The organism is Enterococcus sp. JNUCC 77 (assembly GCF_054819945.1).
Map to the genome: position 1 here is coordinate 718,952 of NZ_JBTHIG010000002.1, position 13,917 is coordinate 732,868.

18 protein-coding genes are annotated in these 13,917 nt (G+C 34.4%); 8 read left to right on the forward strand and 10 right to left on the reverse strand.

From position 1 onward, the window contains the following. Positions 1-24: 24 nt before the first annotated feature. From ACVWNY_RS16515 to ACVWNY_RS16560, 10 genes are all read right to left on the reverse strand, one after another. Entirely contained in the window at positions 25-495 is a 471-nt protein-coding gene (locus ACVWNY_RS16515; RefSeq protein WP_218325685.1) for a GNAT family N-acetyltransferase, read from the reverse strand. Positions 496-589: 94 nt separating this feature from the next. Further along, positions 590-727 (reverse strand): glycine zipper domain-containing protein, encoded by a 138-nt coding sequence (locus ACVWNY_RS16520; RefSeq protein WP_218325686.1) that lies wholly within the window; start codon positions 725-727, stop codon positions 590-592. Next, positions 724-1,254: a putative immunity protein gene (locus tag ACVWNY_RS16525; RefSeq protein WP_218325687.1), complete on the reverse strand. Its 531-nt coding sequence runs from the start codon at positions 1,252-1,254 to the stop codon at positions 724-726. The genes ACVWNY_RS16520 and ACVWNY_RS16525 overlap by 4 nt, the downstream gene beginning before the upstream one ends. Then, positions 1,254-1,760, reverse strand: coding sequence for a GNAT family N-acetyltransferase (locus ACVWNY_RS16530; protein ID WP_218325688.1), 507 nt, complete (start codon positions 1,758-1,760; stop codon positions 1,254-1,256). Before ACVWNY_RS16530 ends, ACVWNY_RS16525 begins: the two co-directional genes overlap by 1 nt. A gap of 8 nt (positions 1,761-1,768) precedes the next feature. Then, positions 1,769-2,302, reverse strand: coding sequence for a sugar O-acetyltransferase (locus tag ACVWNY_RS16535; RefSeq protein WP_281419017.1), 534 nt, complete (start codon positions 2,300-2,302; stop codon positions 1,769-1,771). 24 nt (positions 2,303-2,326) lie between these two features. After that, a complete protein-coding gene (locus tag ACVWNY_RS16540) occupies positions 2,327-2,500 on the reverse strand; it encodes a hypothetical protein (RefSeq protein WP_218325689.1) in 174 nt (57 codons plus the stop codon). Positions 2,501-2,521: 21 nt separating this feature from the next. After that, on the reverse strand, positions 2,522-2,857 hold the full coding sequence (locus tag ACVWNY_RS16545) for an SdpI family protein (protein WP_454072008.1): 336 nt from the start codon (positions 2,855-2,857) through the stop codon (positions 2,522-2,524). A gap of 12 nt (positions 2,858-2,869) precedes the next feature. Continuing rightward, positions 2,870-3,076: a hypothetical protein gene (locus ACVWNY_RS16550; RefSeq protein ID WP_218325691.1), complete on the reverse strand. Its 207-nt coding sequence runs from the start codon at positions 3,074-3,076 to the stop codon at positions 2,870-2,872. Between the two features lie 114 nt (positions 3,077-3,190). After that, a complete protein-coding gene (gene mgsA / locus ACVWNY_RS16555; RefSeq protein ID WP_218325692.1) occupies positions 3,191-3,619 on the reverse strand; it encodes a methylglyoxal synthase in 429 nt (142 codons plus the stop codon). Between the two features lie 5 nt (positions 3,620-3,624). Continuing rightward, positions 3,625-4,998, reverse strand: a complete 1,374-nt coding sequence (locus tag ACVWNY_RS16560; RefSeq protein ID WP_454072009.1) for a M24 family metallopeptidase — start codon at positions 4,996-4,998, stop codon at positions 3,625-3,627. 629 nt (positions 4,999-5,627) lie between these two features. On the opposite strand from ACVWNY_RS16560, the gene ACVWNY_RS16565 reads away from it, so the two are divergent. The 8 genes from ACVWNY_RS16565 to ACVWNY_RS16600 are packed head-to-tail and all read left to right on the forward strand — an operon-like array spanning position 5,628 to position 13,902. Beyond that, the gene (locus ACVWNY_RS16565) at positions 5,628-6,221 is read left to right on the forward strand and encodes a YveK family protein (protein ID WP_218325694.1); all 594 of its coding nucleotides are present in this window, start codon (positions 5,628-5,630) and stop codon (positions 6,219-6,221) included. A gap of 16 nt (positions 6,222-6,237) precedes the next feature. Beyond that, positions 6,238-6,912, forward strand: coding sequence for a sugar transferase (locus tag ACVWNY_RS16570; RefSeq protein WP_218325695.1), 675 nt, complete (start codon positions 6,238-6,240; stop codon positions 6,910-6,912). Positions 6,913-6,924: 12 nt separating this feature from the next. Next, positions 6,925-8,106, forward strand: a complete 1,182-nt coding sequence (cps2T, locus tag ACVWNY_RS16575) for a beta 1-4 rhamnosyltransferase Cps2T (protein WP_438720739.1) — start codon at positions 6,925-6,927, stop codon at positions 8,104-8,106. Then, positions 8,107-9,360, forward strand: coding sequence for a glycosyltransferase (locus ACVWNY_RS16580; RefSeq protein ID WP_438720738.1), 1,254 nt, complete (start codon positions 8,107-8,109; stop codon positions 9,358-9,360). Between the two features lie 4 nt (positions 9,361-9,364). Then, entirely contained in the window at positions 9,365-10,606 is a 1,242-nt protein-coding gene (locus ACVWNY_RS16585; RefSeq protein ID WP_454072010.1) for an O-antigen ligase family protein, read from the forward strand. Beyond that, the gene (locus ACVWNY_RS16590; RefSeq protein WP_218325699.1) at positions 10,585-11,490 is read left to right on the forward strand and encodes a glycosyltransferase; all 906 of its coding nucleotides are present in this window, start codon (positions 10,585-10,587) and stop codon (positions 11,488-11,490) included. Before ACVWNY_RS16585 ends, ACVWNY_RS16590 begins: the two co-directional genes overlap by 22 nt. Beyond that, positions 11,477-12,463, forward strand: a complete 987-nt coding sequence (locus ACVWNY_RS16595) for a Stealth CR1 domain-containing protein (RefSeq protein WP_218325700.1) — start codon at positions 11,477-11,479, stop codon at positions 12,461-12,463. The genes ACVWNY_RS16590 and ACVWNY_RS16595 overlap by 14 nt, the downstream gene beginning before the upstream one ends. Before the next feature lie 11 nt (positions 12,464-12,474). Then, positions 12,475-13,902, forward strand: coding sequence for a lipopolysaccharide biosynthesis protein (locus ACVWNY_RS16600; RefSeq protein WP_218325701.1), 1,428 nt, complete (start codon positions 12,475-12,477; stop codon positions 13,900-13,902). Positions 13,903-13,917 lie beyond the last annotated feature (15 nt).

Below are 13,917 nucleotides of genomic sequence, written 5' to 3' on the forward strand. Positions count from 1 at the left end.
CCCAATATTTTTTTGTGTTAAAAGCTAGTTGATTGATGATTGTTCTTTGATTTTTTTTTCGTAAAGGTACGTAATGACATCAGATCGAGGATCTTTTTTTTCACCGACCTTATGGTAGCCAAGCGACTCATAAAAGCGATGTAACTGGAAGTTTTCGCTAACTGTTTCAAGGGTCCATTTTTTTACATGGGGATGGGCAGCTTCAAGAGCTGAAAGGATTTCTTTTCCGTATCCTTGGTGTTGATATTTTGGATCAATAAAGATAGTTGCTAATTCAGCTTTTTTACCTAAAACAATCACAAATACGCCACCAATTTCGTTACCATCAGCTAAAATAACTTTTCCAAAAAGTAAAGGTGGTTGGAAATTTTTCTTTTTCAAATGTAACAATGGTGGATAGATACCATATTTTTCAAAGTCTGATTGAAATGCCCGTAAAGCCATTTCGTAAAGTTTGGGTACATCGGTTTTTTTCATTTTTCTGAAGGTTATCATAAGAAGAGCCCCTTTTTAATCGGTTGTTGAAACTATCGTAGCAGACAGTAAATTTTTTTCAACACTGATTTAGTCATCTAACGATAGTGTAAGTTTATTTTTCAGAAAAGATACCAGCAGCACCTAATGAAATACCAATTGCTAAACCAATAGCCAAATGATCAAATAAATATCCAAAGACTAATCCAAAGATGATCCCTAAAGTTAACGAGTAATTTTCTTTCTTTTTCATCTGTTTTCTTCACCCTTTTGTTGGGCCGTTTTTATTTGCTTTTGTCGTAATTTTAATACTTCAGTCTGATTGTCTGGAAAAAGTAGATTGAAAACTTTCACGCTATAGTCAGCGGATACGAGGGCATGGCCACGCATATGGGCGGTGGCAATTGCCTGTGCGAAAACTCTAGCAGCATATTTTTCAATCGGTGTTTTTGATTCTTTTGCAATCTGATTTGCTAGAAACCCAGCTTGCCGAAACTCGTAAGCTGAGATTTCTCCAGCTATTTTTTGCTGAAAGGCATCAATTGCCTGCTGAATTCGCGGATCACTGATTCGTGGCGCATTCAAATAAACTAAAAAAGGTTGTGCGTTTACTAAAGCCCACTCAGCAAGTTCCTTGTGGGAAAGTAATTCCAGTTGCCTTTCCAAATCTGCTCTTAATTCTGAATGGTCAAAGATTTTTATTTTTGGCTGACTAGGAAATTTTGCTTGTCCCATTAAGCTTTGTTCATGAAGGTTCCAAGAATAAATTTCAGGTTTCATTAAACAATCTCTTTAGAAAAATCTCTTACCAAGTTATACCAAACTTCATTTGCATGGGTGGATTCAGAAACACCTTCTACTTGATAGTGATTTTTTTGATAAAAAGGAATCAAATTCGCTAAACAAGTTAAGGTGATACCAGCGCGTTTTTTTTCTTGTGAAATTTGCGCAAGACCTGTTAGCAAGCGACTCGCAATCCCAAAATTATAATACTCAGGGGCAACAGCTAAGCTAAGAATAGTTTGGAAGCCGCCTATTTCTGGATTGGGGATCGTTTTTTCAAATAGTTCATCAGTTAAATATCTTTCTGAAACAACTGGACCAACGACATAGCCCAAAATTGCCTGTTCTGGGTTAATAGCCACTAGAAAACTGTCAGGAATTTGCTGAATTCTTTCTAGCATAGCTTTTTCTGAAGCCGCTTCAGCTGGAGAAAAACCACTTCTTTCAATGGTCATAATCCGATCTAAATCTTTTTCAGTTGGTTGTCTAAAATCAATTTGCATCTGCTCACCTAGTTTTCAATCTTTTTTATAATTTTGGCTGGATTACCAGCAACCACTACATTTTCTGGTACGTCTTTAATTACCACTGAACCAGCTGCTACGATGGAATTATCGCCAATTGTTACACCACCTAAAATGGTTACACTTCCGCCAATCCATACGCGATTACCAATTTTGATTGGTTCGGCATAACCAGATAAGTTGCGGTCTACCGGATTGAGTTGATGGCCAGTTGCATAAAGTCCAACATTTGGTCCAATCATACAATCATCACCGATAATGACTTGCGCCATATCTAAAATAGTAAAATTAAATCCCGCATAAAAACGTTCTCCAACGGAAATATTACTTCCTAAATCACAATTAAAATTGGTTTCAATCACCGGTAACTCACCGCAAGAATGAAACAACTCTTTCAAAATCTCTCGCTTTTTTATTATTTCGCGGTTGGTCAACTGATTAAAGGTTTTTAGTTTTTCCTGTAAATCGATACTGTCAGTTGAAAAATTGTGCAGGTCACGTTGGTAAAATGAACGGGTCATTTTTTTCCTCCTGAAGATTTCTGGTTATTTATTTTCACTTGGTTTCAATAATGGGGTTAAAGCAACGCTAGATCCACTAGCGGTAATGACGGTTGTTTGTAGATATTGCTGTCCAGTTGTTAAATCTGTAATGACGGCTAGTTCTTGTTTTCCCTTTGCGTAAACTTGTTCGATAGTAAAATTTTTTGAATCAGTCATATTTTTTCCTCCTAATATAAATTAATTTAATTTGTGATTCACATAAAAAAATTGAAAAATTAATAGTAATGTTAAACTTAATAAGATCAACCATAAGACTAGAACATTATTGAAATGAAGTAAAAAGAGTAAGACCAGTGTTAAAATCAATTGCAATAACCCTAAGACCAACGAAGATGGTTTCACTGCTAATTGTGCTTGTTGCCAATTTTTTGAATTTTTGACGGATTTTGTAGAACGAAATCCCTGAAGCGATTGAATACGATAGTGATCATTTTTAGCTAAATAACTAGATTGAATGGGTAAGATAATTAAAAAAATAATTGTTGGAAAAAAGGTAAAGAAGGTTAACAACATGCTTGATTCTCCTTAAGTGAAGACATTAAAAGCAATTAAACCAGCTAAAAGAAGCAAAACTACGACTATTAAAAGATAAAAACTACCATTTTTACTATTTTTTTCAACCGCAAAAGCCTTTATTGAAGCATAAATAAAGCTGATTAAAGCAATTAAATAAGCTAAATGAAGAAAAATAAAAATATAGATACTTCTAAAAATTAAATGGTATGCCACCATGAATTACACCTCTTGTAAAAAAATATGGGTTCTCTTCTTAGTATAGCATTTATTTTTATTATTTTTACCAATAAAAAAACTGCTCTTCTGCTAAAAGCAGAGGAGCTGTATTGGTTATAAATCAAAACTAATACTTTTTTTAGGTGCATCGTCAATAATTTGGCGAAAATCTAGTAGGCCCTCAGCTAATCCACGAATCAAAATCTCAGCAGTGCCTAAATTTGTTGCCAATGGAACATTGTAAACATCACTTAATCGAATTAATGCATTAACATCCGGTTCATGAGGTTGAGAAGAGAGTGGATCTCTCAGGAAAATTACCAAATCTAACTCATCTTCGGAAATTAAAGCGCCAATTTGCTGATCACCGCCAAGAGGGCCAGATTTGAAGCGGTGAACCTTTAGTCCAGTCGCTTCACTAATTCTTTGACCAGTCGTACCAGTAGCGAATAATTCATGATTTTTCAATAATGGTTGATAAGCGGTAACTAATTGAACCATCAAATCTTTTTTTCGATCATGAGCGATAAAAGCTATTTTCATTTGGCTCACTCCTTATTATAAAATGCTAATTCTTGATTTAACAAAAATGGACGATAATAAGCAACAGTATCACTCATCGGTAAAATTTCAGGTGCTAACTCAATATTCAACGACTCTGCCAAGTAATCACGGCGACGAGTAAAATCAGCCCAAACTTTCGGATAATCCCGCTTAATTTCTTCTCGCAAAGCTTCATCCGCTAAACAAATCCCATCTTCACAGCCAACGCCAGCATAACCAGCAACTTTAGGAATGAGATCAATTTGTAATAACTGCCCACTTTGTAAAACAGCGCTAGAATTTTTGGCAAATGGTGAAGACAACCATTCTTCATCGGCAATAAAATGACCAGGATTTAGTTCCCAGTGGTAATCTTTTTGTGGTAAAACTTTATCGATTTCAGTAAATAAAGTAGCGCCAGTTAAACCAAGCTTGACTGTTTTCAGCCAAGTAACTAAGGCCTGGTAATAGGGATAAGCCACTTTTTCTAGATAATCTTGTTGCTTTTCTGGTAAGTCATTAACATTATTTGCGACAAATGCTGCACGAGAAGACAAACCACCTTTGTAACTTGTGGTTAATGAAAAAGTATCTCCCAGCTTGGTTTGCTTATTGCGAGGATAAAGTGTCGCGTGACTGAAACGTTCACCAGTGGCGCAAATCGTTGTTACATTATGTTGTTGTCCAAAAGCCGATAAACTTGTTGCAATCGCCAGCTCGGTTTTATTTAATTCGATTTGATTTAAGGTATCTAATAAACAATTACCTGCTAAACTCGCACCAAAACTATAATGAGCGATTTCGTTGGCATTGTTCGTAACGCGCAGACCATCTATTGGTGATAATAATAAATCAGCCACATTTTCCACGGAGGTAATGCTTTGTAAAGCTTGCAAGATATAGTGGGGTAAATCAAATAATTGACGGTTGTCTTCAATAGAAGAAGTAAACATTTTCCAACCAATTACGCCGACTTTAGTTAAATTTTTTAAGCCTGCTTCTTCAAAATAGCTACTTAAGGGGGCGTCGCCTAACATCGGTTGATTTGGTAAAGAGAAGAATGGAACATGAATTACTTGATTTTCCAGTCGCGCGACTTTACCCATCTTAGTATTTTCATTACCTAATAGTAAAAATGCTTTTCCATCTTGATGAAGTACCAAACAGGCTTCTTCAAAACGAGGAATAAAACCAGTAAAGTATTCAAAGTTAGCACCATGTTCACGATCGGCATAAATTACGACTGCATCCAATTGTGCGGCTTTCATTTTAGTTAAAAAAATCTGTCTCCGTTGGTTTAATGTTTCATCGGTTAAGTCGATCGGTGCAAGGTCTTCACTTCGTTGAGGTGAAGTTATTTTTTTTGTTTGAATTGTCATAAGAACTCCTTTATAGCTTTTCTAAAATGATAGCATAAAAAGGATTTTGATGGGACATTGATTTATTGAAAAATCAGACTATTTATATTCCATCAAAAATATTATTTTTTTAGAAAAAAACGATAGAAAAAACACGAACGTTTAATTATGTAAGGAGAAAGCCTAAGTTAACAAGCTTTCTCTTTTTTTGAATCATTTTCAATCAGTGAATTATTTTGCTTGTGAAAAATGTATTAGTGAAAAATAGATCATTTTGGAAACGTAACACTTTCTTGTTAAAGAAACCATTTTTTCTTAGAAGAAGTCAATAATAGCTTGTTTTTCATCAAAAATATCTAGCTATTTTTTCAAATAAGCATACGAGATTTTCATTTATAAAAAGATAATTTCCATTAAAGATGAATGAATAATTACTTGTGAATATTAAATATTTTTAGTGAAAAAAATAAAAAACATTATTATATAGGCATTTAAACGTAATAATTTTTATAATTTTTGATTGCGATAAAAATCACAATGAAATTCATTATTTTTGTTTCTGAAAATCGCAAGAAAGAATGCTTGGCAGATTCTCATTTTCTGATTATATTAATTTCACTTTTAACGAGGAAATAGAGAGGAAGTATGGCATGGAAGAAACAATGAATTTAAGTCAGCTTTTTAAACAGTTTAGAAAAGGCATCGGCTGGTTTGTCGGACTGACTATTGGAGGAGCATTAATCGGTGGCATTATCGCTTACCTGATTTTAACCCCGCAATATACAAGTCAAAGTCAATTAATAGTAAAAATATCTGATACAAATAATAGCGGAAAAATAAGCGCAGGTTTAGCAATGATTAATACTTATAAGGATTTTGTTACTAGCGATGTAGTAGTGAAAGAAGTTAAACAGGAATTATCCGAAAATGAAAATCTTCAGCTCTCCAAAAAAGCAATAAAAAATAGTCTTGAGGTTAATCAAAGTCCCAGCTCACAAATGTTTACGATTGAAGCGACTGCGACTGATAAAAAAGAAGCGGCAAAAATTGCTAACACAACAGTTGCTGTTTTTAAAACGAAAATTCGTGATGTTTTAGAAGTAAAAGATATTAAAACAGTCTCAAAAGCAACGCCCGCAAATCAAGCATCGTTTCCTAATCACTTGTTAATTGTTGGAATGGCTACATTGTTGGGCTTATTACTAGGATTTATAGTTGCTGCATTTAAGGGTAAGAAAGATTAATCAGAGGTGATTTGATATGGAAAAATCAATTAAATTAGTGGTTGAAAATCATCAATTACTGAATCGATTGCTTTACAAAAACCGACCTATTTATGGTTTCTTTAAAAGATCAATGGATATTGTTGGAGCCAGTATCGGCTTAGTCTTATTGTCGCCATTATTCATTATTATTGCATTGCTGATTACCCATGAAGATGCAAAGGGATCCATTTTCTTTGTTCAAAAAAGAGTTGGTAAGGATGGCAAAGTTTTTTGGATGTATAAGTTTCGCTCTATGTGTGTAGATGCTGAAAGTCAGTTGACTGCTTTGTTAGATCAAAATGAAATTGCTGGCAAAATGTTCAAAATGAAAAAAGATCCCAGAATCACAAAAATTGGTCGTTTTATTCGTAAAACCAGTATCGATGAATTACCTCAGCTTTTTAATGTATTAAAAGGTGAGATGAGTTTGATTGGTCCACGACCACCTTTAGAAAATGAAGTGGACGATTATTCCAGTCAAGATGCCAAACGTTTGTTAGTTAAACCAGGCTGCTCAGGCTTATGGCAAGTTAGCGGTCGAAATCAATTAAGTTTTGAAGAAATGGTTGCATTAGATGTTCGCTATATCCAAACCCGGAATCTAATATTTGATATTTTAATAATCGTCAAAACGATTTGGGTAATGATTAAACCAAACGGCGCATATTAAGAAGGAAAAACAATGAAAGAAAAACATATATATATCATCGGTTCGAAAGGGATTCCTGCAAAATATGGTGGATTTGAAACTTTCGTAGAAAAATTAACAGCCAATCGTTTAAATAATCAATTAACCTATCACGTAGCTTGTACGAAAGAAAACTCTTTAAAATCGGGTATTCAAGAAAAGACTTTTGTTTATCAATCAGCCCAATGTTTTACGATTGATGTCCCTGATATTGGACCAGCTAAAGCAATCTATTACGATATTGCAGCTTTAAATTATGCAATTCAAGAAGCCGAAAAAGAAAATTATCAACAACCAATCTTTTACGTATTGGCTTGCCGGATTGGTCCATTTATTCAAGGATTTAAAAAGAAAATTGAAAAAATCGGAGGACAATTATTTTTGAATCCCGATGGTCATGAATGGTTACGGGCAAAGTGGTCTTATCCTGTTCGCCGTTACTGGAAACTTTCAGAACGGTTAATGGTGAAACATGCAGATTTAATTATTTGCGATAGTCAAACGATTGAGCAATATATTCAAAAAAGTTACGCCAAATATCAACCTAAAACCACTTATATTGCCTACGGTAGTGACATTCCCCAACACTACTTAACTGCAACTGAGCCGAAAGTTCGTAAGTGGTTTTCTGACAATCATATTCGCGAAAAAGAATATTATTTGATTGTCGGTCGTTTTGTACCAGAAAACAATTACCGCGCAATGATTGAGCAATTCATGAAATCCACTAGCCAAAAGGATTTAGTGATTATCACTAATGTCGAACACAATAAATTGTATCAGCAATTATTAAAACAAACTGATTTTACTAAAGATGCGCGGATTAAATTTGTTGGGACGGTCTATGATCAAGAATTATTAAATTATATTCGGGTAGCAGCATATGCGTATCTCCATGGACACGAGGTTGGCGGTACCAATCCTTCATTGTTAGAGGCACTTGCTACCACACAATTAAACCTGTTATTGGATGTCGGCTTTAATTACGAAGTTGGTGAACAAGCAGGTGTTTATTGGCAAAAAAATAATTTAGCAGAAGTAATTACCACGGTTGAGAAATATTCCCCCCAAAAGATTTCTCAATTGAAGGAGCAAGCTGTCAGACGAATTAGTCAGGATTTTAGCTGGCAGAAGATCAATCAACAATACGAAAGCTGTTTTAATGAAGGTGTTTAAATGAAAATCTTACATTATACATTAGGCTTTGAACCTGCTAGGAGTGGCGGATTAATAAATTATGCAACTGATTTGATGCAAGAGCAGCATCATTCTGGACATCAAGTCTTTGCATTATATCCTGGAAAAAAATTGCTAACTAGTCAAAAAATAAAATTTTCCTTTCTTCAAAAAGAAGGAATCACGCGGATTGCGCTGAGAAATAGTTTGCCATTGGCTTTGTTTGGCGGCATTAAAAGCCCCACGGATTTCATGACTCCAGTGGAAGTGGTCAATTATTTGGCACTTTTGAAAAAAATCCAACCAGATGTGGTTCATTTACATACTTTAATGGGACTGCATCTGGAATTTCTGGAGGCCTGTCGTCAACTGAATATTCCTACAATTTTTACCAGTCATGATTATTTTGGCTTGGCACCAGAGCCCAATTTTTTTGATGGCAAAACCAGTTATCACCAAGATAATACAGCTTTAAATTGGCAAAAGGCCTCTGAGGATGCTTGGTCCACTGGGAAATTACGTTTATTTCAAAGTCGCTTCTATCCATTGATACGAACGATGGGGCGCCGTTTACCTCAATCAAAATTAATTCAGCAAGATCCTTTTTTTGCAAAAAAAACTGAGTATCAAGCCTTAAAAAGCTATTATCTGAAAATGTTTCGCTTGATTACCAAGTTTCACTTTAATAGTCAGGTAGCAGAAAGTGTGTATAGAAAAAACTTGCCTTTTAGAATAAACGGACAGGTTTCAAGCATCACTACTAACAGTATTTATCCGCGAATGATGGCTCAAAAAGAGCTGGCAGAAAAAATAAATGTCGCTTATATCGGACCAGCCAAAAAATTTAAAGGCTTTGCTGATTTTCTACAATTAGCCAAAGTATTACCGACGGAGAAATATCGTTTTCATACATTTGGTTATGCAGTCAAGAAAAGTTATTTTAATATTCACCAACATGGCCGTTTTGAAAAAGCTGATTTGGCGGCAGTCTATCATCAGATTGATTTACTGATTGTCCCCAGTCAATGGCAGGAAACCTTTGGCTTGATTGTGTTGGAAGCTTTAAGTTTTCAAATACCTGTTTTAGTCAGTGAAAAAGTCGGTGCCAAAGATATTTTACCGAAACATTGGCAGTACAAGAACTTGTCAGATTTAATTGAGAAGGTAAAAAAATTTGACTTTACTTTTAGTCCGGTTCATTTGAAGGACATATCGCAACATAGTGAAGAAATATTGACCCTTTATAGGAGGTGAGACGATGGAATTAGCATTAACTTTTAAAAAATCAACTATTGGATTGTTACTATTTGGGTTCTTGGTAACAGCTCAAAGTTTATTTCCCCGAACGATTTTTTTTATTAGTGCAATTGTCGTTTTGGGTATACTTTTTGGACTGGCAGATTATCATTTTCCCTTGAAAATCGTCTCATATCAAACACTGTTAATTGGGTTGTTTTTCTTAGGATTATTTGGAACTTTATTTCCTTTGGGTAATTATCAAACGACTGATCTGATTAGAGATATGGTTTATTTTCTTTCCCCGGTTCTTTTTATTCTAATTGGTCGATACTTATCTATTTTACAGGTTTCATTTGAAAAAATTATTCAATGGGTCATTATTCTTTCAGCAATACTTAGCCTTTATTTCATAGGACATCTCATTTGGGTTTTACTGCAGCTGAATGTCACAAATATTTATAATTTGCGAAATCAAATCGGTCATGGCTATACGATTGTTCCTTTTGGTCTAACTTTACTTATTTTTACTTCAGTTATAAAAAATAAATTTTGGCGCGTAGTTTTGAGTTTATTGATGCTAAGTCACTTAATTCTGTCTTTTTCTCGTTCGCTAATGATCATTACCATGATTCTAGTCTTGGTTTTGGCGATGGAGAAAAAAGCCAGTCGGAAGCTTATTTCAGTGAGCTTAATTATTCTATTGGCGGCTGTAATTTTTAAAATTTTCGAAGAACAAACCTTTATTGCAAATTTTCTAACAAAAATCATGCGAACAATCACTGAATTAAGTGGCAGCCAAGATTGGAGTAGTAGCCAGATGATTACTAGCAATTGGCGGGGTTATGAAACCCATCAAGCTATGACCGAATTTAATAGTTGGAATATTTTCCATCAGTTATTTGGGGGAGGCTTTGGTAATAATATTTATGTTGGAGACTATGCTTATTTAGTTGGTGTGAAAGGCAATAGTATTCCTTTTTTACATAATGGTTATTTCACTATTTTGATAAAACAGGGCGTTCTTGGTGTTATTATTTATTTGGCCTTTTTAGGATTGAATAGTTTAACGGCTTTCGGCGCAATTTTACGTAAAAATAGTTTTGAAAATCGTTTACTGTTAGCAGTTTTCTTAATTATTTTAGTCACAACTTATACGACTACTGGCATTTTTACTTTGGAAAATGGTGGATTCTTATGTGTATTTATCGGTTATTTAGCTAAGAAAGAACAGGTGTCCATTTGGAAAACTTCGTTAACTTAATTGTTTTAAATTACAATAACTACCAAGAAACTAGTAATTTTGTGAAAATTATGGAGGAACGCCGCCAGATTGATCAAATTATAGTGGTAGATAATGCTTCAACTGATCGTTCTTACGAATATTTGTGGCGTTTGCGAAACAAAAAAGTTCATGTGATCCAAGCAACAAAAAATGGGGGCTATAGCGCCGGTAATAATTTCGGAATTTTTTATGGATTGAAGCATTTTAAGCCCCAATTTTTTTTAATTGCTAATCCTGATATTGCAATAAGTGAGGAAGACTTGGATCAGTTTATCAAAAATTTAGCTGATTTGCCTAAAAAAACTGGGATTGTCGCACCCATCATGCTGACAAAAGAAAAATCGCAAGCTTACAATTCCGGCTGGCAGTTACCTAGTTATGGCTCAGATTTACTGGCAACTAGTTTAATCTTGAATAAATTTTTTAAAAAAAGAAATAGTTACGGCAGCTTACCAGACGAAAAAAAATTAATCCCTGTAGATGTATTGCCAGGCTCATTTTTTGCTATTTCAGCTGAAGCGCTAGAAGAGATTGGCTATTTGGATGAAACGACGTTTTTGTACTGTGAAGAACGAATTTTAAGTTATAAATTACGAGCGCATAGTTATAGGAATTTTTTAGACAGTCGATTTGTCTATTTTCATGACCACGGAACGACTACCAAAAAACAAATCAGCAAATTAAAACAACAAGAAATTTATTTCTCTAGTATACGTTATTACTTAAACCATTATTTACAAGTATCAACTTGGCAGAAAAATGTTTTTTCCTTTTTTGCTTATGCAGGATTATTAGAACGAAAATTGATTTATTCGTGGCAAGATTGGTTATTAGAAAAGAGGCAAAAAAATGGAGAAAATTGATTTTGTTGTGACCTGGGTCGATGGTAATGACCCAATTTGGCAAACTAAAAAAGCCCATTATCAAACAAAAAATCCGTTATTAAACAGTGAAGCCCGTTATCGAAATTGGCAATTTTTACATTATTGGTTTCGTAGTGTGGAAAAAAATGCCCCTTGGGTCAATCGAATCTTTTTGATCACAGAAGGACATTTACCCAGTTGGTTAAACACTGCGCATCCCAAGCTGGTTCATGTTCGTCATGAGGATTATATTCCTGCAGAATACCTACCTACGTATAATTCTAATGTGATTGAACTTCATATTCATCGAATTAAAGAATTGAGTTCGCAGTTTGTTTTATTTAATGATGATATGTTTTTAAATCGACAAATGCGTCCTACGGATTTCTTTTCAGCTGGTAAACCGCGAGACTTTGGAATTTTTAGTCCTTTAGTGCCACAAGCTAATTCATTAGACACCGTCATTCTAAAAATGAATCAATTGATTAATCAACATTTTTCAAAGCAAAGCATTCTAAAAGGACATTTTTCTCAATACTTTAATCTGAAATATGGCCGCCAATTGTTGAAAAATTTTTGTGTTCTTCCTTGGCAAGGTGTATTGGGTTTTTACGATCCCCACTTGCCGGTCGCTTATTTAAAAAGTACTTTTGAAGATGTTTGGCAAATTGAGCAAGCTGAATTGGAGAGGATTTCTCAGCATCGTTTTCGTGAAAGTGACGATATAAGTCATTGGTTAATGCGGTATTGGCAATTAGCCAGCGGTAATTTTGAGCCACAACCTATTTCTGTCGGAAAAAATTATCTGATTGGTGAGTTACCGATTGATATTGAAAGAGAAATTAATCAAGGAAAACATTCCTTGGTTTGTCTAAATGATAATGATTTTTTGAAAAATTTTAATAGAGCCAAAGAAATGATTTTGACCGCTTTTGACAATCGCTATCCTGAAAAATCTGCATTTGAAAAATAAAAGGAGCTTGAATGAATACAAAAACCAAAAATTTACTCAAGAATCTACGCTATACCTTATCTGCTAATTTTTTAGTGTTAGGTATTTCACTGATCTTAAATATTGTGGTGCCAAAATTTATTTCTACTGAAGCGTATAGTTATTGGCAATTGTATGTTTTTTATGGCACTTATGTAGGCTTCTTTCATTTTGGCTGGCTTGATGGAATTTATTTAAAAACCGGCGGGAAGTATTACCAAGAATTGGACAAAAAATCCCTCGGTAGTCAATTTTGGTATTTAATGATTTTTGAGACCTTCTTAACCTTGATTGTTGGTGGGTACGGAATAATATTGAATAATAATAAAGGGATTGTTTTGTTGTTTACCGCGATTCTTTTAGTAGTAACCAATAGCCGGACGTTTATTTTATATATTTTGGAATCCACCAATCGTTTTAAAGAATATGCCCAACTTTCCCGCAGTGATCGCTATTTATATCTTTTATTTTTAGTTGGTTATTTACTTGCTGGTGGGCGGGATTTTATTTGGTTGCTGGCTTTTGATGTGTTAGCAAAAGGGCTAGTCACTTTATGGGGGATGTATTTGATTCGGGATTTGCTGAAGGGAAAAGTCTTGAAATTAAAATTTCTCCAATTTGAGATTGGGGATAATTTAAAAATTGGCAGTAATTTGTTAATTAGCAATCTGGCTTCGATGTTTATTTTAGGGATTACTAGAATTTTTGTGGAGCGCAGTTGGAGCATCAATACGTTTGGTAAGCTTTCATTTACTTTGAGTATGTCCAATCTATTTATGACTTTTATTAATGCAGTTGGTGTGGTGATGTTTCCTTTATTAAGAAGAACCAATCAAGAACAATTGCCACAATTGTATCAAACCATCCGTAACGTTTTTGTACCAATCACTTTTGCTATTTTATTAACCTACCAGCCGATTTCTTATTTATTAAACTTGTGGCTGCCTCAGTATCAAGCCAGCTTAATTTATATGGGTGTTCTTTTTCCCACCGTCATTTATGAAGGCAGAATGGCTTTGTTAGTCAATACTTATTTAAAAACCATGCGTCAAGAACGGACGATTCTTATGGTTAATCTAACAACTTTATTTTTATCGACTGCTTTAAGTGCACTAACTGTTTTTATTTTTCACAATATCCTTCTAACAGTCGGAGTTATTTTATTGAGCTTAGTATTTAGGTGTATCTTCGCGGAAAAAATGCTGACAGGACAATTGGAAATAAAGGTGGGTAAACAAAATATTCAAGAACTTATTTTGGTGACAGCTTTTGTGTTTGGAAATCTATTGCTGACACCTCTTGTGAGTTTTATAGTTTATTTCGCTTTGTATGGTGCTTATCTATTGATTAATCTGTGGCGCACGCGAGATAGTCTGAGTTATTTTTTAGTTTTAATAAAAAAAACAAGTACGGCTCTATAGTTTGAGCCGTACTTA

Coding starts and splice junctions, on each gene's coding strand:
- cps2T (WP_438720739.1), top strand. CDS start 6,925: ATGAAAGAAAAACATATATATATCATCGGTTCGAAAGGGATTCCTGCA.
- ACVWNY_RS16535 (WP_281419017.1), bottom strand. CDS start 2,302: ATGACCCGTTCATTTTACCAACGTGACCTGCACAATTTTTCAACTGAC.
- ACVWNY_RS16565 (WP_218325694.1), top strand. CDS start 5,628: ATGGAAGAAACAATGAATTTAAGTCAGCTTTTTAAACAGTTTAGAAAA.
- ACVWNY_RS16515 (WP_218325685.1), bottom strand. CDS start 495: ATGATAACCTTCAGAAAAATGAAAAAAACCGATGTACCCAAACTTTAC.
- ACVWNY_RS16520 (WP_218325686.1), bottom strand. CDS start 727: ATGAAAAAGAAAGAAAATTACTCGTTAACTTTAGGGATCATCTTTGGA.
- ACVWNY_RS16570 (WP_218325695.1), top strand. CDS start 6,238: ATGGAAAAATCAATTAAATTAGTGGTTGAAAATCATCAATTACTGAAT.
- ACVWNY_RS16530 (WP_218325688.1), bottom strand. CDS start 1,760: ATGCAAATTGATTTTAGACAACCAACTGAAAAAGATTTAGATCGGATT.
- ACVWNY_RS16525 (WP_218325687.1), bottom strand. CDS start 1,254: ATGAAACCTGAAATTTATTCTTGGAACCTTCATGAACAAAGCTTAATG.
- ACVWNY_RS16585 (WP_454072010.1), top strand. CDS start 9,365: ATGGAATTAGCATTAACTTTTAAAAAATCAACTATTGGATTGTTACTA.
- ACVWNY_RS16595 (WP_218325700.1), top strand. CDS start 11,477: ATGGAGAAAATTGATTTTGTTGTGACCTGGGTCGATGGTAATGACCCA.
- ACVWNY_RS16580 (WP_438720738.1), top strand. CDS start 8,107: ATGAAAATCTTACATTATACATTAGGCTTTGAACCTGCTAGGAGTGGC.
- ACVWNY_RS16545 (WP_454072008.1), bottom strand. CDS start 2,857: ATGTTGTTAACCTTCTTTACCTTTTTTCCAACAATTATTTTTTTAATT.
- ACVWNY_RS16550 (WP_218325691.1), bottom strand. CDS start 3,076: ATGGTGGCATACCATTTAATTTTTAGAAGTATCTATATTTTTATTTTT.
- ACVWNY_RS16600 (WP_218325701.1), top strand. CDS start 12,475: ATGAATACAAAAACCAAAAATTTACTCAAGAATCTACGCTATACCTTA.
- mgsA (WP_218325692.1), bottom strand. CDS start 3,619: ATGAAAATAGCTTTTATCGCTCATGATCGAAAAAAAGATTTGATGGTT.
- ACVWNY_RS16540 (WP_218325689.1), bottom strand. CDS start 2,500: ATGACTGATTCAAAAAATTTTACTATCGAACAAGTTTACGCAAAGGGA.
- ACVWNY_RS16560 (WP_454072009.1), bottom strand. CDS start 4,998: ATGACAATTCAAACAAAAAAAATAACTTCACCTCAACGAAGTGAAGAC.